Genomic DNA, 23,129 nt, shown 5'->3' with positions numbered 1-23,129 from the left:
GCCGACCGGAACAGTTCTGACAGCTTGGGAAGCCGAATTTCGGGGCGCGCAAAACCCCGCCAACGCGGTTCAGCGTGCGAGCAACAGCCTTGCTGCCTCGCGGTTTGTCTCCGCTATGGCAGGATCCCGCGTTGTTTGTGCGATTACGATCGAGCCTTGGATGAGCGACAGGATCTGGACCACGGCTTTTTCAGGCTTGCTCAACGCTAAAGGCGCAATGAGGGATGCTACAAATTCATGTAAACCATCGAAATACGCGGCGATAGCCGCCTGTACGTCTGGGGAGCTGGCGTCCGGTCCGAACTCGGCAAGTCCCTTCACGAACGGACAGCCGCGGAAGGAAGGCGCACGGAAAGGTTCGTCCAGCGCGTCAAAAATAGCGAGGACGCGCTCTAGCGGCGATAGCCCGCTTCTTTCAGTCGGGGTTGCGAGCATCTGAAACCACACCACACTTTTATGGCGCAGATAGGTAGCGATAAGGTCGGCCTTTGACGGGAAGTGCTTGTAGAAAGTCATCTTGGCCACGCCGCTTTCGGCAATGATACGGTCGACCCCAACAGAGTGGATGCTGAATCGGTAAAACAGGTCCGACGCTGTCTTCAATATCCGCTCTCGCGGGGCAAGGGCACTAAGCGATTGCCCTTCCAAATCCATCAACTCAAGCTCGTCCCGCGTTCTCATCTTCCACCACCTCAAACGCCTTACGGCCATGATAGACAGAATAGTCCGTCCATTTTTTGATTGCAAGGACATACAGGTCTGTCTATAGGAGTCGCAATGCCCTTCAGGCAGAACACAGAAAGGACTTGAGATGAGCGGAAAAGTCGTTGTGGTGACCGGCGCGAGCAGTGGTTTTGGAAAACTCACAGTATTGGAGCTGGCAAGGCGGGGTCACACGGTGGTTGCGACCATGCGCGACGTCGAAGGAAGAAATAGCGGAGTCAAAAGAGAGCTCATCCAGGCTGCGAAGGCTGAAGGGCATGTGTTGCAGGTCCTTGAGATGGATGTCGCCGACGAGGTATCCGTCAATTCGGCGATCGACCATGTAATCACGCAGCACGGAAGAATTGATGCGCTGATCAACAACGCAGGAACGATGCCCGTTGGGATCACAGAAGCCTACACCGTCGCGGACATAGAACGGCAATTTGCGGTCAATTTCTTCGGCGCCGTGCGAGCTGACCGCGCTGTGCTGCCACATATGCGTGCCGCCGGCAGCGGACTTCTCGTCCATGTCACGTCACTCATGGGCCGAGTGATCTTTCCTTTCTTCGGTGTTTATTCTGCGAGCAAGTTTGCGCTGGAAGCGCTCGCCGAAGCCTATCGATACGAACTGTCGAGCTTCGGAATCGACTCGGTGATCGTCGAGCCAGGGCCATTCCCGAGCAACCTGCTCCCGTCCAGTCCAGAGCCGTCCGACCATGGCGTGCTGACATCATATGGCGAGGTCGCGGCGATCCCGGGCCAAATCAAGGACAGCTCCAGCCAGGCACAGGACACGCCCAATCCGCCGAGACCCCAGCTGGTAGCGGATGCCATCGCGCGGCTGGTCGAAGCCACGGAACGGCGTCCGTTGCGGACGGTCGTCATGCCTGAGGGCATGGATTTCGGAGTCGAACGGCTGAACGAGGCCGTAACCCCTATTCAAAACGACCTCCTCGGAGCGCTCGGTATGTCGAGCATGATCTGAAACCCTGAAGGGCGGCCACCTGCCGCCCTTCGGGGGCATCTTCGCGCGGCGTTGGGAACGCCCCTCCAACGACGGATGCCCACTGGCACGCAAAGCCTGCCCGGCGTCACGCGGATCCGCGCACGACCAATCGTCCCGGCATAGTTACCGTCTTCTTGGGCTCGCGGCCCAGGATCATGGCAACGGTTGCCTTCACCATCGCCTCGACAGGTTGTTCATACGTCGTGAGATCATAGGCTGGCGCGGCAGCGAACAGCGTGTTGTCGAAGCCCGCCACGGCGATGTCTATCGGCACCTTCAAGCCGAACTCGCTGCGAATGACGTCCATTGCCCCGAAGGCCAGGACATCGTTTTCGCACAACAGTACATCGACGCGGCCAGCGGGCGACACCTCGTTCAGATAGCGCCGGACGGCCTCGGCGCCGGAGGCCGCGCTATAGTGGTGCGCCGCCAGTTCCGGCATCTCGGTGATGCCGTGGGCCCTCCAGAATGCCTTGAAGGCCCGACGCCGGCCCAGCGCGGTCGACAAGGTCTTTGGTCCGGCCATGAAACCAGGCCGCCTGTACCCTTTTTCATGCAGATGCCTGCACAGGTCCTTGATGGCCAACGTGGTGTCGCAGTTGATCGCAGGCACGCCAGGTATCTGGCTGTCGCGTGCCAGAACGAACATCGGGGCCGCTCCGTCCAGCCTGACATCCTGCAGCATTTCGGTTCTGAAAGCGGTGCCGCACATGATCACGGCATCGAGCTGGCGCTGATCGGCGTTGAGAAGCGCATGCACGTGGTCGAAGTGTTCGTTGATGTTGATCAGGACGGCAACGAGACCCTCCGACTGAAGTTCGAGGGTGAGCCGCTCAAGGAATGACAGCTTGTAGGGATTTTCGAAATCGTCGACGAGCACGGCTACCTGATGCGTAAGATTGGTCGCCAGGCTTCGGGCGAGCAGATTGGGGCGGTAGTTCAGCTTTTCCGCGACGGCCATGACCTTGGCACGGCTGCCCTCGGTGATTGACGCCCCCGGCGTGAAGGCACGAATGACCGTCCATTTGGAGACGCCCGCCTGTTCCGCAACGTCTCTCGCAGTCGCCCTCTTTGCCATCGCACTTCCCGCACTTGTCGTTACATGGAATGCCTATTTCATTTTATCTGAAAATGAAATGAACATTGACATTCCTCGGCTTCCCGCTATGACTATGCGCGTTTGCTACCGGTAGCAAAAAACTTCTGACGGCAAACGCGCGAAATGTGTGGAGGAGGGCGTCGCAAAGCCGCGCCCATTTGGAGGAACCGAAATGAAATCGATATTGAGGAAGCTTGCCTTTGGCGCGGCCGTGCTCGGCTGCCTTGCGACCGGTGCCCAGATGGCTTCGGCAAAGGACGTCAAGATCATCGTCGTCAGCCACGGCCAGGCCAACGACCCGTTCTGGTCCGTGGTCAAGAATGGCGTGACGGCGGGCGCCAAGGATGTCGGCGCCAAGGTCGATTATCGCGCACCCGAGACATTCGATATGGTGGCAATGAGTCAGTTGATCGATGCGGCGGTCAACCAGAAGCCGAATGGCCTGATCGTCTCGATTCCGGATGCTTCCGCGCTTGGGCCCTCGATCAAGAAGGCGGTTGCCGCCGGAATCCCGGTCATCTCGATAAACTCCGGCTCCGATGTTTCGCAGTCGCTCGGTGCTCTCCTGCATGTCGGCCAGGACGAGTACAGTGCCGGCAAGGCGGCGGGAATGAAGCTGAAGGAGATGGGCGGCAAGACAGCCATCTGCGTCAACCAGGAAGTCGGGAACGTCGCGCTCGACCAACGCTGCAAAGGCTTCGGCGATGGCTTTGCAGGCAATGTGAAGGTTCTGCCGGTCTCCAATGATCCCGCCGACGTCCGCGCCAAGGTGAAGGCGGCGCTGAGCGCGAACGGCGATATCGACACCATCATGGCGCTCGGCGCCAGCACCGCCGGCGAACCGTCGCTGGCCGCCGTCAAGGATGTCGGCAAGCTCGGCAAGATCAATGTCGCCACCTTCGACCTTTCGGCGGACTTCCTGAAGGCGGTCGCGGCCGGCGACGCCGCCTTTGCCATTGATCAGCAGCAATTCCTGCAAGGATATCTGCCGGTCGTCTTCCTGGCGAATTATGCGAAATTTGGCTTGATCCCGGGCGGCAACGTGCCTTCCGGCCCGAACCTGATCACCAAGGACAAGGCGGCGCAAGTCGTCGAACTGTCGGCCAAGGGCATCCGCTGATCAAGCGTTGCCGAACCCAGTGATTGTCGAAGGTCCCTCCCCGGCTTCGGGGAGGACGCTCGGTACGCCCAAGATCCGCAACACCATCCGGACACCAGCGCCTTCGGCAACCCCGCACGCTATGGGAGGGAGGAATCATGGCTCAAATCGAACAACAGACGACCGTTGCCGCAAAACCCGACGAGCGGATCAGGCAAGTTGGTTTTCTCACGCATATGATGCGCCGGCCCGAACTCGGCGCTGTTGCCGGGCTTGTCCTGGTGGTGGTGTTCTTCTTCTTCGCCGCCGACCCCTCGATGTTTTCGCTTTCCGGTTTGATGACCATCCTGGCGCCGGCGTCGCAACTGGGGATCCTCGCCATCGCTGCCTCGCTTTTGATGATCGGCGGCGAGTTTGATCTTTCAATCGGCTCGATGGTGGCCTTCACCGGCCTGATCTTCGGCGCGCTGCTGACCAATTTCGGTCAGCCGCTTTGGATCTCCATCGTCTTCACGCTGATGCTTGCAGCCGTCATGGGCGCGGTCAACGGACAGATCGTCATCAGGACGCGGCTGCCTTCGTTCATCGTGACGCTTGCTTTCCTGTTCATCCTGCGTGGCTTGACCCTGGTCGGCCTCAAATGGGCGACCGGCGGCTCGACGCAGCTTCGCGGGATAGAGGATGTCGTCGGCGACGGATTGCTGAGGCAGGTGTTCTCGGGCGTCGCTTTCCAGCCCCTGTTCAACTGGCTGGCCGAGCACGATCTCATCGAGAAATTCGACAATGGCGTGCCCAAGGTGGCGGGTGTGCCGGTCTCCGTTCTCTGGTTCGTCGGAATTACCGGGGCAGCCACCTGGATGCTGCTGCGCACACGCGTCGGCAACTGGATCTTCGCAGCCGGCGGTGATCCGGTCGCGGCGAGAAATTCCGGCGTCCCCGTTGACCGCGTGAAGACGGGACTTTTCGCCCTGACGGCATGCGCAGCCGCGCTCGTTGCCATCATCACCGTGCTGGATGCGGGCTCGACGGACGCGCGCCGCGGTTTCCAGAAGGAGTTCGAGGCGATTATCGCCGCCGTCATCGGTGGCAGCCTGCTGACTGGCGGCTATGGCTCCGCGATCGGCGCGTTCTTCGGCGCCATCATCTTCGGCCTTGTCTCCATCGGCCTGACATATACCCAGTTCGACTCCGACTGGTTCCAGGTGTTTCTAGGATCGATGCTGCTTCTGGCCGTCCTCTTCAACAACTTCATCCGCCGCAAGGTGACAGGGGAGCGCTGATCATGGCTGACAGCAAAACAGCGATGTCGACCCCCGTCATCGAGGTCAACAATGTGGTCAAGCATTATGGTTCCGTCATCGCGTTGTCGGGCGTTTCGATGAAGGTGTCGCAAGGCGAGGTGCTGTGTCTGCTCGGCGACAATGGTGCAGGCAAGTCGACGCTCATCAAGACGCTTTCGGGGGTGGTCCGTCCGACCAGCGGCGACTTCCTTGTCGACGGCAAACCCGTCACGTTCAACAGCCCGCGTGACGCGCTCGATGCCGGCATTGCCACGGTCTATCAGGATCTGGCGATGATCCCGCTGATGTCGATCACCCGCAATTTTTTCATGGGCCGCGAGCCGCTCAAGGGCATCCCGCCATTCCGTCACATCGACTTCAAACACTGCCATACTGTGACGCATGAGGAGATGCGCAAAATCGGCATCGACATCCGCGATCCCAATCAGGCGGTCGGCACGCTCTCGGGCGGCGAGCGGCAATGCGTGGCCATTGCGCGCGCTGTCTACTTCGGGGCGAAGGTCCTGATCCTTGATGAACCGACTTCGGCGCTAGGCGTCGCCCAGACATCTATGGTGCTGAAATACATTCATCAGGTTCAGCAGAAGGGCCTCGGCGTGATCTTCATCACCCACAATGTGCGCCACGCCTATGCCGTCGGCAGCCGTTTCACCGTGCTCAACCGCGGCAAGACGCTTGGCACCTGCGCCAAGGGGGAGATCAGCATCGATGAACTGCAAAACATGATGGCCGGCGGCAAGGAACTGCAGACCCTGTCCGACGAACTCGGTGGAACGATCTAACTCGAACCAGGATACTGATGATGATGACGGCCCCTGAAACCGCGGGACCCTTTACCTTGGCGGTTTGCGTGGAAATGGTGTTCCGCTCGCTTCCCGTGCTCGACCGCCTCAGGCGGATCACCGAACTCGGCTTTGTCGCCGAAATCTGGGACTGGACGAAGCACGACATTGCGGCGCTGGCCAAGTCCGGCGCCGCGTTTTCCTCGATGACCGGATATGTCACGGGGACGCTCGCCGATGAGGCGGGCGCGGACGAGCTGATCAGGACGGCGAAACTGTCCATACCGGTCGCGAAAGAGCTGAACTGCCCGAGGCTCAACCTTCACGGTACCGGGCTCGACGGGCAGGGCCTGCCGGTCGTCAAGTCGGAAGTCGTGACCGGTACGATGTGGCTCAAGGCGCGCGACACGCTTGACCGCATAGCCGACCTCGGTGAGCGGGAAGGCGTGACCTTCGTGCTCGAAAACCTCAACGAAACTGTCGACCACCCGAAAACACCGTTCGCCAAGGCGGCCGACACGATCGCACTCGTCTCGTCGGTCAATCGGCCGTCGCTCAAACTCAACCTCGATCTCTACCATGCGCAGATCGGCGAAGGGAATCTGATCGAGCTCTGCCGCCTTGCGCTTCCCCACATCGGCGAGATCCAGGTGGCCGATGTTCCCGGCCGCACCGAGCCGGGTACCGGAGAAATCAATTATCCAGCCATCGCCCGCGCCCTCGAACAGATGGGCTATCGCGGCGTCATCGGCATGGAAGCCTGGCCGTCGGGCGACGACGCGCTCGCACTCAGCCGCTTCCGCCAGGCTTTCACCCTCTAGGCCACCATTTTCTCATCGATTGAATTCGGAGCATCAAATGCCTACCCAACGCCCTGTGAATGTCGCCCTGATAGGCGCGGGCCGCATCGGTTCCTTTCACGCGGAATCCGTTGCGCGCCGGCTTGTCGACGCAAATCTGGTCGCGATTGCCGATCCGGACGAAGGCGCCGCACAGGCACTTGCCACGAAGCTAGGCGTGCCATCTGCCGCGACCGACGTCTCGGCGGTGCTCGGCGAGCCGGCGGTCGAAGCCGTCATCATTGCTTCGCCGGCGCGCTTCCATGCCAGCCTTGCCGTTCAGGCGGCCGAGGCCGGCAAGGGCGTCTTCTGCGAGAAACCTATGGCGCTGACGCTCGAGGAGGCAGATCGCGTGATCGCCGCTGCGTCCAGGGCGCAGGTGCCACTGCAGGTTGGCTTCAATCGCCGTTGGGACCAGGCTTTCGCTGAAGGACGAGCCGCGATCGATGCGGGCAAGGTGGGAACGCCTCAGTTGATCCGGTCGCTGACGCGCGATCCCGGCCCCTATGGTGGCAGTCCTCAAAAGACGCCGCGGTGGACGATCTTCTACGAGACGTTGATCCACGACTTCGACACGCTTGTCTGGCTCAACCCCGCAGCCCGACCGGTCGAGGTCACCGCCATCGCCGATGCGCTCGTGCGGCCCGATGCCAAGGACAAGGGCTTCCACGACACGGCCGTCGTCACAATCCGCTTCGACAATGGCTCGATCGCCGTGGCCGAAGCCAACTTCTCGGCCATGTACGGCTATGACATCCGAGGCGAAGTGTTTGGGTCGGGTGGTATGATCACCATGGGCGACGTGCGCCGCTCAAGCATGACCCTCTTCGACAGGAACGGCGTCTCGAGCGACACGTGGCGGCGGGACACCGATCATTTCGTGCATGGCTACACCGCGCAGCTTGCCTCCTTCGTGGGCTCGGTTCGCAGTGGCGTGGTCAATGGGCCAACCGGTCAGGACGCGCGCACGGCCCTTGCGATCGCTCTCGCATGCATCAAATCGGTGGAAGAGCGGCGCACCGTGTCCATGAACGAAATCTGATGGATTGCGCGAAGGTCGGGACATGTCGGCTTCAGATCACGGCGCCAATCGGTCGGCGACCTTTGCGGACTTGAGAAGATGGATTGCTTGTCGCGAGCTCGTTTTCCCGCCGCAAGTCGAAAAACTCGCCGCCGCCGCCTTTGCGCGTCCCGAACTTCTGGCTTTCGACAGTGCGGACAAGATCGCCGCCAGCACCGGCGTCTCGAAAACAACTGTCGCCAGATTCGCAAGGCTTCTCGGCAACCGGAGCCTGAAAGAGGCAAGATGTGTTTTTCGCGAGGAACTACGCCGGCGTCACGAAATGGATGCCAGACGGGCAGATCCGTAGCACAGCGACTGCGTCGATCACTTTGCTTTCAGCAATTTTCAGGCTTCGGTGATCACGCAATCACCGCCTGGTTGCGAGCGACGATTTCGTCGTGCGTCACCTTGCCGCCGCCCGCCATGAATTCCCTAAGGAGAGCGTCGCGATTCTCGGGCGCGCGAGCGGTCGGCTGACCGTAGCGCCGATTTCAGCACTTCATCGTCAATTCCGATTTTCATTGGATTTCCCTTCGCGAATGTCGAAGAGCGCCCGCCTTAGACCGGCAGCCCGAGCTGCTTTCGCAGGCTCTTGTCGAATGCGGAGGCGGGGACGAAACGGCGCAGGAGACTGACCTGGCGCGCCATTTTTCCCGCCGCATAGCGCCTCTTCGGGCTGGGGTCGGTCGCAGCCGCCAAAACGGTGTTGGCTATAATTTCGGGGGCATCGCCTTTTTCCATCGCCTTCCGCACGGCTATGGTCATGCCGGCGCGCGCGGCGTCATAGATATCCAGCAACTGGTCCGGCTTGGCGAGATTGTCTTCGAACGACGTGCGGGTATAGGCCGGCTCGACCAACGAAACGCGAATGCCGAACGGGCGCAACTCGTGGTCGAGCGATTCGGAATAGCCCTCGACGGCATGTTTGGTCGATGCGTAAAGCGCGAAATAGGGAGCGGGAATGAACCCCTGCACCGAGCTCAAATTAACGATTCTGCCTTTACCCTGGCGCCGCATCGCCGGCAACACCGCGTTGGTCACGCGGAAAACGCCGAAGACGTTGACGTCGAACAGCGCCTGGGCCTGGGCGATCGAGGACTCCTCCGCGCCGCCGAACAGGCCCATGCCGGCATTGTTGACAAGCAGGTCGATGCGCCCGGCCTCGGTCAGGACTTCATCGACCATTTTCGCCACGGACGCGTCATCGGTCACGTCACATGCAATCATGGTAATGCCGTCTGAGCTTTCGGTGGCTCGGCGACTGGTTCCGAATACGCGAAAACCCGCGCCCTGCAACGCTATGGCCGTCGCGCGCCCGATGCCGGAAGATGCTCCGGTCACCAGGGCTACGCCAGGATTGGTCTTGTTCATGGAAGTCGTTTCCTTCTTTGCGTTGGATCGGCGTGGAGAAGCATGAAAGGTCGCAGCGATGGCATCAGACCTCAGCCCCTCTAGGCCCTCGCGTCGGTTCACTGGGTGGTCCATCGCCTGAACAAGGCGCTGGCATTCACGCCGCCAAAGCCGAAGCCATTGGACATCGCGTACTCCATCTCCATTGGCCGGGGCTCGTTTGCGACGAAGTCTATTCCGTCACCAGCCGGATCAGGGGCGCTTAAATTGAGGGTCGGCGGTGCTATCTGGTCCCTGAGCGCCAGGATCGCGAAGATGGCGCCAAGGCCGCCGGCGGCCCCGAGCAGGTGTCCGGTCGCCGATTTCGTTCCGCTGACGGCTATGGAGAAATCCGTGCCGAAGAGCCTCTTGATCGCTTCGATTTCTCCAAGGTCGCCCACCGGCGTGGAGGTCGCGTGCGCATTGAGATGGCGGATGTCACGCGGTGAAATGCCGGCTTGGGCAATCGCGATCTCCATGGCGCGGCGCGCGCCATCGCCGTCCTCGGGGCCGGAAGTGACGTGATGCGCATCCGCCGTGGTGCCGTAGCCGACGATCTCGGCGAGCGGTTTGGCGCCGCGCGCCAGCGCATGGCTCAATTCCTCGATGACCAGCAGGCCAGCGCCTTCACCCATGACGAAACCGTCCCGCGATATGTCGAACGGCCGCGAGGCCTGGTCGGGACGGTGATTGAAGGAGGTCGAAAGCGAGCGTGCCGCCGCAAAGCCGCCCAGACTGACGACATTCATGCAGGCTTCGGTGCCGCCGCACACGGCGATGTCGGCTTCGTCGGCGCGGATGATGCGAGCCGCGTCGCCGATCGCCTGGATGCCGGCGGCGCATGCCGTTACCGGTGCGCCGATGTGGCCCTTGAAGCCGTAGCGGATCGAGACGTGGCCCGCCGCCAGGTTCACCAGGAAAGACGGCACCGTGAACGGCGAAAGACGCCGGACGCCGCGCTGGTCGACTGTCCGAACCGCCTCGGTTATCGCGGGGAACCCTCCGATACCTGAAGCGATGATCGTCGCGGTGCGAACCCTATCGTTTTCCGAAGCCGGCTTCCATCTCGCCTGGGCAAGCGCCTCTTCCGCCGCCGCCAGCGCGAGCAGAATGAAGCGATCCACTTTGCGCTGGTCCTTCGGAGCGAGGAAAGCATTCGGATCGAAGCCGGCTTCGGGGTCTTCTTCCAAGGTAGGAACCACACCGCCGACTTTCGCCGGCAGACTTTCCACCATTTCGTCTGGAAGCCTGCGAATGCCCGAGCCACCGGCCAGGAGACGCGACCACGAGGTCTCGACATCTGCGGCAAGGGGTGTGACCGCGCCCATGCCCGTGACAACAATCCGTCGCATCCATGCTCCTATCAAACCGAGTTGCCGGCCCGCGCCGTTCAAGTGGCGACGGCGTCGCGAACCTGATCGGTCGCCGCATCCAGAAATGCCTGAGCGAGGTCGGGGTCGTTGACGATGCGCGACAACATCAGCGCACCGACCATCGTCGAGAGAACGGCCATGGTCTTGCTATTGGGCTCCTCGCCGTCAGTCTCGCCAATCAAACGGCCGATGACTTCGAGATACTCCTTGATCCCCGCTTCGAACGACGCTTTGACGTCGCTGCCCTGCCTGGCGGCATCCGAGCCGAGCGCCACAACCGGGCACCCGTCCATCCTTTCTTCGCGATGGTCCGTACTGAGGTAGAACTCGATCACTGCACCAAACGGATCGTCAGGGTTCGACGCAGTTGCCTCCGCCCATCGAAGGGCAGCGCTCTCCATCGCCCGCCTGGACGCCTGCGCCGCCAAATCCTCTTTCGATGCGAACTGTTTGTAGAAGGCGCCCTGGGTCAGCCCGGCACCCTTCATCAGATCCTTGAGGCCGATGCCGTCGAAGCCGTGCTCCCGAAAAAGCCGGCTGGCCACATCGATCACGGTTTGCCGGTTCTGCTCAGCTTGAACGCGACTTACGCGCATCATCGGTCTCCATATTTAGATTGCGTACAAAATCTATATCTCAGTTAGAGGCCGAACGCAATCTATCAAGAGGAGATGCGGGATAGGCGGCTCGCCACGCGAGTGGGGGTGGCGGTCTGCCGCAGGCCGAATATGTTCCTTCTTTTTTAGATTGCGTATGAAATCTAAATGGTATAGAGTTCAATCACAATCTAACAAGAGGAGATACGAAGATGACCCGCAGAACCCTGAGCGCATCGCTTCTAGTCGCACTGTCTGTCGCGACGCCGGCGCTTGCCGAAGAAGCCACCATCGAACGCCAGATCGAAGGCGGCAGCCTGCACGAGGGCAGCCTCGACATGGTGGCCTACTACGTCCCGGTCGACGGCAACCTCCTGGAGGTCACCGCCACTTTCGCGCCGAAGGCTGGGGGCGATCCGCTCCGCGTCGTGATGGGCCTCGCCAACGGGGACTCGGTGGCGTTTTCCATGCCAGGCCATCAGGGCTCGCCCTACGCGTTCTCGAGATCCGGCGGGAAGGTGACGGTATCGTCCGGGAACGACGTTCCCACGCGAGAGCCGATGACCATGAACTGACCGGCCGTGCAGGCCGCAGCAGGAGAGGCGATGAGCATGAAAAGGAGACCGGTTATTATGCTGGGCGCGGTTCTGATCACGGCATCAGGGGCGATCGCGGTGTCGGGGGCGATGGCATTCGTCACATTTGCCAATCCCGCTCAGGAGGCTTCCGCCGTGAGCGACCCGCGGCAGGAACCGCCTATCGTCAGGCTGGCGGCGGCGGCGCCGGTGACTGGATCAGAACGCGGCTTCACCGGCATCGTCGGGGCGAGGGTGCAGAGCAATCTCGGCTTTCGCGTACCGGGCAAAATCGTGGAGCGGCTGGTGGATGTCGGCCAGAAGGTCAAGGCCGGTCAGCCGCTGATGCGGATCGACGACACCGACCTTCGCCTCGCGCTCACCGGAAAGCGCAACGCGGTTATTGCCGCGCGTGCGATCGTTGCTCAGACAGAACCGGATGAACGGCGATACGCCAATCTGCTCAAAGATGGATGGGTCCCCCGGCAGCGGTACGAACAGGCGAAGGCCGCGCTGGATACCGCCGCGGCCCAGCTCGCCGCCGCCGAGGCCGACGCGACGGTCGCAGAAAATGAGGCGACCTACACAGTTCTGGTGGCGGACGCCGATGGAACGGTGGTTGAAACGCTCGGTGAGCCGGGGCAGGTCGTCCCTGCCGGCCAGCCGGTGGTCCGGATCGCCAAGGCCGGCCCCCGCGAAGCGGTGGTCACGCTCCCCGAGACGATCCGGCCGGCGATCGGCTCGGCGGCCGAGGCCAGCGTGTATGGTGGCGATGGGCGGCGCTACACGGCACATCTGCGGCAGCTGTCGGACTCCGCCGATGCCCAGACCCGCACCTACGAGGCCCGCTATGTGCTCGACGGCGAGGCCGCGGCGGCGCCGCTTGGCGCGACGGTGACGATTCGGCTTGCAAGCAAGGCGAGCCAGCCGGAAGTCCAGGTGCCGCTGGGAGCACTGCTCGACGACGGCGAGAGGACCGGCGTTTGGGTCCTGGACGGCGCCGCCTCGACCGTGCACTTCCAGCCTGTCCAGCTTGTTCGGGTAACCAGCGAAATCGCTGTGGTCAGCGGACTGAACTCCAGTGATCGGATCGTGTCGCTCGGCGCCCATCTCCTGCAGGAGGGCGCCCGCGTCAGGACTGCATCCGCAAGCGGGAGCAACTGACGATGAACCTCAATGCTTCCGCGTTCGCCGTTGGAGAAGTCCAATGATCTACAGCTACATTGTCAAGAAAGAGATCCGAAAGACCTTCGAGCACGTCAACAACCATCGCTGGGATGCGGCGGTGAAAGCAGTCGCGCCGCATGTCCATCACCGGGTTTCCGGAGCCCACGCGCTTGGTGGCGCGCGCCACGACAAAGAAGCTCTGCGCCGCTGGTTCGAGCGCCTCGGCCGTGTGCTGCCTACTCTCCGTCTCACGGTCAACCACATCTGGGTGAAGGGCTGGCCGTGGCATACCAAAGTGTTTGCCCAGTGGGACGGCACCGCAACGCTGCTCAACGGCGACGCGTCGTACGTCAACCGGGGCCTCCACGTGTTCACCCTGCGGTGGGGCAGGGTCTACGCACTCGAGGAATTTTACGATTCACAAGCGGCTGCCCGCGGTCTTGCCGTCCAAGCGGCAGCTGGCCTCGAAGAGGCCGTCGCCGAACAAATTGTGAGCTAGTGGAAACCGATGAACCTCAATCTTTCCGCGATCGCCGTCCGCGAACGCGCCGTCACCCTGTTCTTCATCCTCCTGCTGGTGGCCGCCGGCGCCTACGCCTTCCTCATGCTCGGGCGAGCCGAGGACCCCAATTTCACTATCAAGACCCTGACGGTCACGACGGCGTGGCCGGGCGCGACTGCGCGCGAGATGCAGGACCTTGTTGCCGAACCGTTGGAGAAGCGGCTTCAGGAACTGACTTGGTACGACCGGGTGGAGACGACCACGCGGCCGGGCTACGCGTATATGACGCTCACGCTGAAGGACAGCACGCCGCCATCCGTCGTGCAGGAAGAGTTCTACCAGGCCCGCAAGAAGCTCGGAGATGAAGCCCGCAACCTACCGTCAGGCGTCTTCGGCCCGTTCGTCAACGACGAATATTCGGATGTGAGCTTCGCGCTCTACGCGCTGAAGGCCAAGGGCATGCCGATGCGTGAGCTGGCGAGGCAGGCCGAGACGATCCGCCAGGACCTCCTGCATGTTCCCGGCGTCAAGAAGATCAACATCCTTGGTGAACGCCCCGAACAGATATTCGTCGAGTTCTCCTACGCCAAGCTGGCAACGCTGGGCGTGTCGGCACGGGACATCGTCGCCGCCTTGCAGCGGCAGAACACCGTCACGCCGGCGGGCTCGATCGACACAAAGGGGCCGCGCGTCTTCATCCGGGTCGACGGCGCTTATGACAGCGTTCAGGCGATCGCCGACACGCCGATTGTCGCTGCCGGGCGGACGCTGAAGCTCTCCGACGTCGCCGAGGTCCGCCGCGGCTATGAAGATCCTCCCACTTACCTCATCCGGCGCCAGGGCGAGCCTACCATCATGCTCGCGGCCGTTATGCAGGAGGGCTGGGATGGTCGGGCGCTCGGCAAGGCGCTGGAGGACAGGACGGCGGCCATCGCAAAGACGCTGCCGCTCGGGATGACGCTCGACAAGGTGTCCGACCAGGCCGTCAACATCACCTCGGCGGTCGACGAGTTCATGTTGAAGTTCGCGATGGCGCTCGGCGTCGTGCTGCTGATCAGCCTGCTCAGCATGGGCTGGCGCGTCGGCATCGTCGTGGCGGCGGCCGTTCCCCTGACGCTCGCCGTCGTGTTCCTCATCATGCTGGAGACCGGTCGGTTCTTCGATCGCATCACGCTCGGCGCCCTCATCCTGGCGCTTGGTCTTCTGGTGGACGACGCCATCATCGCCATCGAAGTGATGGTGGTGAAAATGGAAGAGGGCATGGACCGCATCAAGGCGGCCGCCTATGCCTGGAGCCACACCGCGGCGCCGATGCTGTCCGGAACACTGGTGACGATCGCCGGCTTCCTGCCGGTGGGCTTTGCGCGCTCCACGGCCGGCGAGTATGCCGGCAACATCTTCTGGGTCGTGGGGTTCGCGCTCATCGTCTCCTGGATCGTCGCGGTGGTCTTCACGCCCTATCTCGGCGTCAAGATGCTGCCCGCGATCAAACCGGTCGAAGGCGGTCACCACGCCATCTACGACACACCGAATTATCGGCGCCTGCGGCGGCTCATCACCTTTGCCGTGCGCCACAAGTTCGTCACCTGCGGTATCGTCGGCATCGCCTTCGGGCTTTCCGTCGTCGGCATGGGCTCCCTCAAGCAGCAGTTCTTCCCGACGTCGGACCGCCCGGAAGTGCTTGTCGAGGTTCGCCTGCCGGAAGGCACCGGCATCGAGACGACGACCGCCACGGTCGAGAAGCTCGAGCATTGGCTGGACGGCCAGCCCGAGGCCAGGATCGTCACCAGCTATGTCGGTCAGGGCGCCCCGCGTTTCTTCTTCGCGATGGCGCCGGAACTGCCCGATCCCGCCTTCGCCAAGATTGTCGTGCTGACCCCGAACGCCGAGGCGCGCGAGGCGTTGAAGCACCGGCTCCGGGGGGCGGTGGCGCAGGGGCTTGCACCCGAAGCTCGTGTCCGCGTCACGCAGCTCGTATTCGGCCCCTACACGCCGTTCCCGGTCGAGTTCCGGGTCATGGGAGCCGATCCTGCACAACTCTACGGCATTTCTGAGAAGGCCCTCGACATCATGCGGGGCGTCCCCGACGTGCGGCAGGCTAACCGCGACTGGGGCGACCGCACGCCCGTGCTTCGCTTCGTCCCGGATCAGGATCGACTGAACCTCATCGGCCTGTCACCGGCGGAGGTGGGCCAGCAACTGCAGTTCCTGCTCACCGGCATCCCCGTCACGCAGGTGCGCGAGGACATCCGCAATGTCCCCATCGTGGCGCGCAGCGCCGGCGTCGAGCGGCTGGATCCGGCGCGCCTGGCGGATTTCTCGCTGATGAGCCGCGACGGCCGCTCGATTCCGCTCGACCAGATCGGCCATTCGGAAATCCATCTGGAAGAGCCGATCCTGAAGCGCCGCGACCGCACGCCTGTCATCACGATCCGCTCGGATATCAACGAGGCGACCCAGCCTCCGGAGGTTTCCAAGCAGATCATGAAGGCCCTTCAGCCGCTGATCGCATCCCTTCCGGCCGGCTATCGCATCGAATTGGGCGGATCGATCGAGGAGGCTGAAAAGGCCAACACCGCGTTGGGCAAGGTCTTCCCGGCCATGATCGCCGCCATGCTGATCGTCATCATGCTGCAGGTGCGATCCTTCTCGACGATGTCTCTGGTCATGCTGACGGCACCGCTCGGCCTTGTCGGCGTCGTGCCGATGCTGCTCACCTTCAACCAGCCCTTCGGATTCAACGCCATTCTGGGCCTGATAGGACTGGCCGGCATCCTGATGCGCAACACGCTGATCCTGACCGAACAGATCAAGGAGAACCGTGCTGCCGGCCTTGACGGCTATCACGCCGTCATCGAAGCCACGGTGCAACGCACCAGGCCCGTGATCCTGACGGCACTTGCCGCCGTGCTGGCCTTCATCCCCCTCACACACTCAGTCTTCTGGGGATCGATGGCCTATACGCTGATCGGCGGCACCGCGGTCGGCACGGTGCTGATCCTGCTCTTCCTTCCCGCGCTCTATGCCGCCTGGTTCCGGATCAAGCCGACTGCTGACGATATCCCAATCGCGGACGATACCCAGGAGGTTTCGACGGAGGAACCCGAACTGCAGCTAGCAATGGCCGCCGAGTAGGGGCGCTGTCGTGGAGGCGGCTTGCGTTCCCGCCGCAGAATCCTGTTCGAAACGGCGGCAGGAAGCTGACCTCACGTGCAATCGTTTCCCCTGCGCTGTTCACCGTTTCCTGTAATTGCCCTAGGTATTGACGGCGCGCAGGGCTAACATGCTCACTGGGAGGTGGGCGATGACAAACGTCTCGATCCGGCGGGCGGACTTCATGATGGTCCTTGCCTATGCGTCGGACCTTGCCACGGGCCATTCTCGCGACTTTGCGCTGAAGTCCTGCGTGCTTGCGATGCGGATCGCCGATCTTGCCGGAGTTTCCGAGCAGGATCGGCGCAACGCCTATCACCAGTCGATGCTCCGCTATGTCGGTTGCAACGCCGACACGGATCTTCTGTCGGCCACCTTCGGCGACGAAATCGCGCTCCGCCAGGACCTCGTCGGACTCGACATGGGCAACCGTGCGGAACTGGGCAGGGTCTTCGTCCAGGCCTTCAAGCGGTTCTACTACGATCTTGGGCCCGACGCGCAGGCCAGGGCGATCGAGGCCGCGATGTCGCAGGCGATTGCGGTGGCCCGCCCGGTGCTCACAGCGCATTGCGAAGTAGCGCAGCGGATCGGCGAGCGGCTCGGCCTGTCCGACGAGATCCGGCGTAATCTTGGACAGATCTATGAACGGTGGGACGGCAAAGGTCTGCCGCGTGGGCTGAGTGGTGAGGATGTTCTGCCCGCCGTGCGCCTGATTACATTGGCGCAGGATGTGATTGCGCTCAGCGATGCCGTCGGCATCGACGCGATGGCCGAAACCGTCGCCAGCCGCGGCGATGGCCCATACGAAGCGGACCTGGCCCAGCTCGTCTCGGCGAACGCGTCGGAGCTTATGCAGGGCATCGGTACGACGGTCGACCGCGAGACGATCCTGGCGCTCGAGCCCGATCCACCGGTGACGCTTGACGAGGCAGCCTGCGACGAAGCGTTCCTCGCCATCGCCGACATGATCGACATGCGTATGCCGTTTACCTACGGCCATTCGCGCATGGTGGCGGAACTGGCCGAGGGAGCGGGCGGCCGGATGGGGTTGCCCGTCGCCGACCTCCGTGCGCTGCGCTGGTCGGGCTGCATCCACGACATCGGTGAGCTCGTGGTGCCGGTGGCGACCTGGATGCGCAACGGCCCGCTGTCGGTGCGCGAGCGCGACGCGGCGCAGCTGCACGCCTATTACGGCGAGCGGGCACTGACCTCGTTCGGTCGCGAGGGCGAGGCGATGGCCGCGCTCGTCCTGCGCCATCACGAACGTCTGGACGGCTCGGGCTATCACCGCAAGGTCCACGGCTCCGACCTGTCCCCGGCGGCGAGGATCCTGGCCGCTGCCGAAGCCTTCCAGACGTCGCGAGAGGAACGCCCTCACCGCCGGGCGCTGTCCAGCGAGACGGCGGCAACGCAGTTGCGCGCTGCCGTTCGCGAGGGCTGTATCTGTCCTGACGCCGCCGAGGCGGTGCTGTCCTTTGCCGGGCAGCCGTCGCGCCGGGCGCCGCCCCGGTCGCTGGCAGGAATGACGCCGCGCGAGATCGAGGTGCTGCGCCTGATCGCCGCCGGCCTTACGGCGAAGGAAGCGGCGCGCAAGCTGGATATTTCGCCCAAGACCGCGGACCACCACATCCAGAGCGTCTATGCCAAGGTCGGTGTGACCACCCGCGCCGCCGCAGCGCTCTATGCGGTCGAGCACGGCCTTGTCCGCCCGGGCGAGACGCAGGGATAGGGAATACACCCCATGTGCGGCCGCTGCTGGGCGCGCATCGTGATCCTGTCGACGAGCCAATTGTGGCCGCGACCGACAGGAGGATAATCAAATGCTTCTCGCAACGACCAAGGTGGCGGACGTCGACCACTTCATCCGTATCTTTTCAACCAAGGGCGCCGACAAGCGCCGGCTGCACGGCTCGAACGGCGCAACCGTGTTCCGTGACCCGAGCGAGCCCGACCGCGTCTGGGCGATCTTCGACTGGGACGCCGAGGGCTGGAAGAATTTCGTATCGGATCCGGAGGTGCCCGCGATCCTGCAGGAAGCCGGCCATGTCGGCAAGCCGCAAGCTGCACTGCTGCTCGGGCACTACGAGGCCTGACGTCCACGCCGCGCGCCGCCTGCCGTCGGCGGTGGCGCGCCCGACGAACCCCAGAATCGGAGAAATCAGATGGATCCGAAACCCATCAAGATCGGCCTTATCGCCGAACTCACCGGCCCGTTGTCCTTCATGGGCATTGCCAACGCGAACCTCACGACAATGCTCGTTGACGATATCAACGCCAGCGGCGGCCTGCTTGGCCGGCCGGTGCAGGTCGTCATCGAGGATGGCGAGACCACCGACAGCGTCGCCAAGGCAAGGACTGCGAAGCTGATAGACGTCGACAAAGTCGACCTGGTCGTCGGCGGCATCTACAGCTCGACCCGCCAGGCCATCAAGAGCGAGGCAGTCGCACGCGGCAGGACGCTCTATATCTACACCGAGCAGTACGAGGGACAGGAAAACGACCCGCTGATCTTCTGCACGGGCCCGGTGCCCGCGCAGCAGGTCGAGCCGCTGATCCCATGGTTCATGAAGAGTACCGGCGCGAAGAAGTTCTACCTGCCGTCGGCCGACTACATCTGGCCTCATTTGCTGAACAAGGCGGCGAGCCGGGTGGTGCGCGCCAATGGCGGCGAGATCGTCGGAGAGGAATATTTTCCGCTCGACACCGTCGATTTCCGGCGCACGGTGCAGCAAATCATGGCGAGCGGCGCCGACGTCGTGTTCAACACTCTCGTCCCGCCCGGCCTGACGCCATTCCTCCACGAACTCCACAGGGCCGGTTTCGGCAAGCGGGGCGGCAAGATCATCTGCACGTATTTCGACGAGAACTTCTTCAATCTCGTGCCGTCCGAACAGATCGAGGGGCTCTACAGCTGTCTCGACTACTATCAGGAACTGGACGATCCGTTTGGCCGCGCGCTCTTGCGTCGCTACCAGGACCGCTTCCCCGGCAGCGCCATGTTGACCGCGGGCAGCGGCTGCACCGGCCACTACCGGGCGGTCAAAATGTGGGAAGCGGCGGTGAACGAGGCCGGGACAGTCGAGCGCGACGCGGTCATCCGGGCGCTCGATCACGCCCGGATCAGCGAGGGGCCGGGCGGGCCGGCCGAGATGGTCCCCGGCCAGCACCATGTCCGCATGACCATGTACATCGCCCAGGCACAACGCGGCCGGTTCCGGGTCGTTGAGAACCTGGGTCCGATCGATCCCAACGAACGGATGCTTGCCGGCGAACTGCAGCTCAACGGCGCGGACTGAGCCAGCGATGTCGATCACTGTCCTTGCAGGTGGGGGCGAGCGGATGCTTGCCCCCGCCATCCGACCGTGTCGACTGTAGCTGTTCCCGTTCTGCGCCAGCTGTTGGCCACGAGCGCTAGAGCGTTTCACCGTTTCACGGAAACGGCGAACCGCTCTATCTCCTTGTTCTTACGCAATTCCGGACGGAAAACCGCTCACACTTTTCCTGGAATTGCTCTATCTGCTGCGCCGGATGCGAAGTCGCCGACAGGCAGAGAACTTGAGCCTGTTCAATGTCCGCTTGTTGCAGCAAAGCGGACAATTTCGAAAGCGATAGCCGGCGGAACGCCCGGCGTCAGCTATTTCGTGTCGCCACGAAAGTGGCGGCGGCTTTCAGCAGAGCCGCGTGAGCGTCTGTGCGGCTTCAGCGCGAGGCCAACTACCATTTCCACCATTTGTTTCTTGAGTGCCTCCTGCCCGCCGGCGCTGAAAAGGTCCGTGCCGAAGATGTGCGAAAAGCTGGTTCGGTTCGAGACATTGAAGAAGCTCATTGCGCTGATGTGCCAGTGTAATTGAAGCGGCGTTACGTCCTCGCGAAACACACCAACCTCGCGGCCGCGCCGGCAGATCGTCTCCAGTTTCTGTACGGCGCCGGCATTCAGCGGTCGGATCAGTTCGGATCTCTCCAGATAAGCCCCGTGGTGGATGTTCTCGATCATGACGAGCCGGATGAAGTCCGGGTGGCGGCTGTGGTGGTCGAAGGTGAACTCCGCGAGCAGCTTCAAAGCCTCGACTGGCGGCACGTGGTCGAGCTCCAGTTCCTGTTCGCCGGCACGGACCTCGCGATAGGCTTCTTCCAAGACCCGCCTGTACAGCCCCTCCTTGTCGCCGAAATAGTAGTAGATCATGCGCTTCGAGGTGCTCGTCTTGGCTGCGATCTCGTCGATGCGTGCCCCCGAGAGGCCGTTCGCGGCAAATTCCGCCATCGCCACGGCAAGGATATTCTTGCGCACGCCAGCGGGGTCCTGTTTCCAACCGCCGCTGCGTCCATTCGCCGGTTTGTCGTCCATGATCGGCTGCCGCCTCCGGTCCGAACGGTTACATCCGAATGGGTCTTTAGCAAATTAACCGGTTTGTACAAAGTGGTTGACGAAATTAACCAGACAGTACAAAGTGTGCGCGGATGCCGGGAGGAGCTTGCCGATTACGTGGCAAGTCCGGGAGGTCGCATTGACATCGTTTGCTGCTCGCGCGACGGCGGATGAAGGAGTAGTTGCTCCCGATCAGCGGTGCGTGCTGGTGGGCCTGGTCGGGCGCGGCATCCAGCTGTCGCGCACGCCGGCCATGCATCAGACGGAGGGCAGGGCGCAGGGTATCGCCTACATATACCGGCTGCTCGACGCCGACCGCATGGGCGAGGGCACGCTGCGGCTGGAGGACATCCTTGCTTTCGCCGGGCATCTCGGCTTCGACGGGCTGAACGTCACTTTTCCCTACAAGCAGGAGATCATTCCGCTGCTCGACGAATTGTCGGAAGCAGCGGAGGCACTGGGCTCGGTCAATACCGTCGTGCTGCGGGGCGGCCGCCGGGTCGGCCACAACACCGATTTGTGGGGGTTCACGGAAAGTTTCGGGCGCGGCATGGCGGGGGCGCCGCGCGACAGCGTCCTGCTGCTCGGAGCCGGCGGGGCGGGCGCGGCCGTGGCCCATGCTCTGCTCGAGCTCGGCGCCAAACAGCTGCTCGTCCGCGACATCGCGCATGCAAAGGCAACGGCGCTCGCCGCGCGGCTCGGATCGCTTTTCGGACCGGACCGGGTGACCGCCGTTTCCGACGTCGCCGCGGCTGCGGCGCGAGCCGACGGAATCGTCAACGCGACGCCGGTCGGAATGGCCAAGCTACCGGGCATCCCGCTCGATCCGGCGTTGCTGAGGCCCGAATGCTGGGTCGCCGACATCATCTATTTCCCGCTGGAGACCGAACTGCTCGCGGCAGCGCGGCAGCGCGGCTGCCGCACGCTCGACGGTGAGGGCATGGCCGTCCACCAGGCGGCGCGAGCCTTCGAGCTTTTCACCGGCATTCAGCCGGATGTCGATCGTATGAGGGCGGCCTTCGCCGCTTTTGGCGACACGCCCGTTCCCGAACGGGCGGGCGACCGAGCCCGACAGGCCCAACCGAATGAAACAGGGAGGAAGACATGATGTTGAAAACAACTCGCCGAGAATTTCTCGTCGGCGCCGGTCTCGTGGCGACCGCCACGGCGTTTCCGGCCTTTGCCCAGGAGAAGCCCAAGCTGCGGTTCTCGGCCGTGTTCTCGGAGCAGGATATCCGCGCCGAGATGATGAAGAAATTCGCCGACGCCATCAAAGACGACTTCACCTTCGAAGGCTACTACGGCGGCAATCTCTTCAAGCAGGGAACGGAACTGGTCGCCATCCAGCGCGGCAACCTGGAAATGGGCAATATCGCACCGCAGGACGTCTCCAAGCAGATTCCGGCATGGTCGATCGTCACCGCCGGCTATCTCTTCCGCGACGCCGCCCACATGCGGAAATTCTTCACTAGCGAAATGGGCGCAGAGCTGAAGAAGATGACCGAGGACCAGCTTGGCATAAAGGTGCTCGGCCCGACCTATTTCGGCGTGCGCCAGGTGGGCCTTAAGCCCGATAAGCAGATCAGGACGCCCGCCGACCTGGCTGGCATCAAGCTGCGGATGCCCGGCGGCGATGCATGGCAGTTCCTCGGCTCCGCGCTCGGCGCCAATCCGACTCCGATGGCCTATGCGGAGGTCTATACCGGTCTGCAGACGGGTGCGATCGACGGCCAGGACAATCCACTGCCGAACGTCGAGAACATGAAGTTCTACGAGGTGATGTCCCAGATCGTGCTCACCTCACACCTCGTCGGCTTCGATCTCCTCGCCGTTTCGAAGAAGGTGTGGGACGAGATGGGCGCCGACAAGCAGGCAAGGTTCCAGGCGGCGGCCGATGCGGCCATCGAATTCTCGACCGAAAAGCACCTGACCCACGAGAAGGAGCTCGTCGGGTTCTTCAAGGGCAAAGGGCTGAAGGTCTATGAACCCGACGTGGCTGCCTTCCGCAAGCATGTGCAGGAGCAGTACCTGGCCTCCGACCTGGCGAAGGAGTGGCCGGCGGGCATGGTCGAGAAGATAAACGCGCTCTGATGGTTCGGCCGGGCGAGCAAAGA

At 62.8% G+C, this 23,129-nt stretch carries 22 protein-coding genes; 16 read left to right on the top strand and 6 right to left on the bottom strand.

Annotation, left to right across the window (positions count from 1 at the left end):
• Positions 1-69: 69 nt before the first annotated feature.
• Entirely contained in the window at positions 70-681 is a 612-nt protein-coding gene (locus tag YU3_RS0112985; RefSeq protein WP_027166656.1) for a TetR/AcrR family transcriptional regulator, read from the bottom strand.
• Between the two features lie 130 nt (positions 682-811).
• Between YU3_RS0112985 and YU3_RS0112980 the strand changes: the two genes are divergently transcribed.
• Positions 812-1,690, top strand: a complete 879-nt coding sequence (locus tag YU3_RS0112980) for an SDR family oxidoreductase (RefSeq protein ID WP_027166655.1) — start codon at positions 812-814, stop codon at positions 1,688-1,690.
• A 106-nt stretch (positions 1,691-1,796) separates the two neighbouring features.
• Here YU3_RS0112980 and YU3_RS0112975 read toward each other — a convergent pair whose 3' ends face one another.
• Positions 1,797-2,789 carry a LacI family DNA-binding transcriptional regulator gene (locus YU3_RS0112975; protein ID WP_027166654.1) on the bottom strand — a complete coding sequence of 331 codons (993 nt, stop codon included), beginning with the start codon at positions 2,787-2,789 and terminating at the stop codon, positions 1,797-1,799.
• A 193-nt stretch (positions 2,790-2,982) separates the two neighbouring features.
• Between YU3_RS0112975 and YU3_RS0112970 the strand changes: the two genes are divergently transcribed.
• The 6 genes from YU3_RS0112970 to YU3_RS0112945 all read left to right on the top strand — a co-directional run bounded on the left by YU3_RS0112970 (position 2,983) and on the right by YU3_RS0112945 (position 8,201).
• Positions 2,983-3,930 carry a sugar ABC transporter substrate-binding protein gene (locus YU3_RS0112970; protein WP_027166653.1) on the top strand — a complete coding sequence of 316 codons (948 nt, stop codon included), beginning with the start codon at positions 2,983-2,985 and terminating at the stop codon, positions 3,928-3,930.
• Positions 3,931-4,067: 137 nt separating this feature from the next.
• Entirely contained in the window at positions 4,068-5,189 is a 1,122-nt protein-coding gene (locus YU3_RS0112965; RefSeq protein ID WP_036258383.1) for an ABC transporter permease, read from the top strand.
• Positions 5,190-5,191: 2 nt separating this feature from the next.
• On the top strand, positions 5,192-5,992 hold the full coding sequence (locus YU3_RS0112960; protein WP_027166651.1) for an ATP-binding cassette domain-containing protein: 801 nt from the start codon (positions 5,192-5,194) through the stop codon (positions 5,990-5,992).
• Positions 5,993-6,012: 20 nt separating this feature from the next.
• On the top strand, positions 6,013-6,813 hold the full coding sequence (locus YU3_RS0112955) for a TIM barrel protein (RefSeq protein ID WP_156913459.1): 801 nt from the start codon (positions 6,013-6,015) through the stop codon (positions 6,811-6,813).
• A 37-nt stretch (positions 6,814-6,850) separates the two neighbouring features.
• A complete protein-coding gene (locus YU3_RS0112950; RefSeq protein ID WP_027166649.1) occupies positions 6,851-7,873 on the top strand; it encodes a Gfo/Idh/MocA family oxidoreductase in 1,023 nt (340 codons plus the stop codon).
• Between the two features lie 22 nt (positions 7,874-7,895).
• Complete coding sequence (locus YU3_RS0112945; RefSeq protein WP_027166648.1) at positions 7,896-8,201, top strand: hypothetical protein; 306 nt, start codon at positions 7,896-7,898, stop codon at positions 8,199-8,201.
• Between the two features lie 251 nt (positions 8,202-8,452).
• Here the strand turns inward: YU3_RS0112945 and YU3_RS0112940 are convergent, their stop codons facing one another.
• From YU3_RS0112940 to YU3_RS0112930, 3 genes are all read right to left on the bottom strand, one after another.
• On the bottom strand, positions 8,453-9,265 hold the full coding sequence (locus tag YU3_RS0112940) for an oxidoreductase (RefSeq protein WP_027166647.1): 813 nt from the start codon (positions 9,263-9,265) through the stop codon (positions 8,453-8,455).
• Between the two features lie 98 nt (positions 9,266-9,363).
• Positions 9,364-10,635: a beta-ketoacyl-ACP synthase II gene (gene fabF / locus YU3_RS0112935; RefSeq protein WP_027166646.1), complete on the bottom strand. Its 1,272-nt coding sequence runs from the start codon at positions 10,633-10,635 to the stop codon at positions 9,364-9,366.
• Positions 10,636-10,673: 38 nt separating this feature from the next.
• Positions 10,674-11,252: a TetR/AcrR family transcriptional regulator gene (locus YU3_RS0112930; protein WP_027166645.1), complete on the bottom strand. Its 579-nt coding sequence runs from the start codon at positions 11,250-11,252 to the stop codon at positions 10,674-10,676.
• Between the two features lie 212 nt (positions 11,253-11,464).
• Here YU3_RS0112930 and YU3_RS36445 point away from each other — a divergent pair, with 212 nt between their 5' ends.
• The 7 genes from YU3_RS36445 to YU3_RS0112895 all read left to right on the top strand — a co-directional run bounded on the left by YU3_RS36445 (position 11,465) and on the right by YU3_RS0112895 (position 19,945).
• A complete protein-coding gene (locus YU3_RS36445) occupies positions 11,465-11,827 on the top strand; it encodes a hypothetical protein (RefSeq protein ID WP_051333928.1) in 363 nt (120 codons plus the stop codon).
• Between the two features lie 36 nt (positions 11,828-11,863).
• On the top strand, positions 11,864-12,991 hold the full coding sequence (locus YU3_RS0112920) for an efflux RND transporter periplasmic adaptor subunit (protein ID WP_027166644.1): 1,128 nt from the start codon (positions 11,864-11,866) through the stop codon (positions 12,989-12,991).
• A 43-nt stretch (positions 12,992-13,034) separates the two neighbouring features.
• Positions 13,035-13,493 (top strand): nuclear transport factor 2 family protein, encoded by a 459-nt coding sequence (locus YU3_RS0112915; RefSeq protein ID WP_027166643.1) that lies wholly within the window; start codon positions 13,035-13,037, stop codon positions 13,491-13,493.
• Positions 13,494-13,502: 9 nt separating this feature from the next.
• On the top strand, positions 13,503-16,631 hold the full coding sequence (locus YU3_RS0112910; RefSeq protein ID WP_027166642.1) for an efflux RND transporter permease subunit: 3,129 nt from the start codon (positions 13,503-13,505) through the stop codon (positions 16,629-16,631).
• A gap of 202 nt (positions 16,632-16,833) precedes the next feature.
• Complete coding sequence (locus tag YU3_RS0112905) at positions 16,834-18,378, top strand: HD domain-containing phosphohydrolase (protein ID WP_245273497.1); 1,545 nt, start codon at positions 16,834-16,836, stop codon at positions 18,376-18,378.
• A gap of 91 nt (positions 18,379-18,469) precedes the next feature.
• Positions 18,470-18,742: a hypothetical protein gene (locus tag YU3_RS0112900; RefSeq protein ID WP_027024197.1), complete on the top strand. Its 273-nt coding sequence runs from the start codon at positions 18,470-18,472 to the stop codon at positions 18,740-18,742.
• Positions 18,743-18,811: 69 nt separating this feature from the next.
• Positions 18,812-19,945 carry a substrate-binding protein gene (locus YU3_RS0112895; RefSeq protein ID WP_027166640.1) on the top strand — a complete coding sequence of 378 codons (1,134 nt, stop codon included), beginning with the start codon at positions 18,812-18,814 and terminating at the stop codon, positions 19,943-19,945.
• Between the two features lie 338 nt (positions 19,946-20,283).
• On the opposite strand, the gene YU3_RS0112890 is transcribed toward YU3_RS0112895, so the two are convergent.
• Positions 20,284-20,994 carry a TetR/AcrR family transcriptional regulator gene (locus YU3_RS0112890; protein ID WP_027166639.1) on the bottom strand — a complete coding sequence of 237 codons (711 nt, stop codon included), beginning with the start codon at positions 20,992-20,994 and terminating at the stop codon, positions 20,284-20,286.
• Between the two features lie 223 nt (positions 20,995-21,217).
• Here YU3_RS0112890 and YU3_RS36440 point away from each other — a divergent pair, with 223 nt between their 5' ends.
• Both YU3_RS36440 and dctP read left to right on the top strand, forming a co-directional pair.
• Entirely contained in the window at positions 21,218-22,123 is a 906-nt protein-coding gene (locus YU3_RS36440) for a shikimate dehydrogenase (protein ID WP_084508057.1), read from the top strand.
• Complete coding sequence (gene dctP / locus YU3_RS0112880) at positions 22,120-23,106, top strand: TRAP transporter substrate-binding protein DctP (protein ID WP_027166638.1); 987 nt, start codon at positions 22,120-22,122, stop codon at positions 23,104-23,106. Before YU3_RS36440 ends, dctP begins: the two co-directional genes overlap by 4 nt.
• Positions 23,107-23,129: the final 23 nt, after the last annotated feature.

This window comes from Mesorhizobium sp. WSM3224 (assembly GCF_000427725.1).
In the GTDB taxonomy this organism is placed as follows: Bacteria; Pseudomonadota; Alphaproteobacteria; order Rhizobiales; family Rhizobiaceae; genus Mesorhizobium.
The sequence above is the reverse complement of the archived record's forward strand: the minus strand, read 5'-3'. Positions and strand labels throughout refer to the sequence as shown.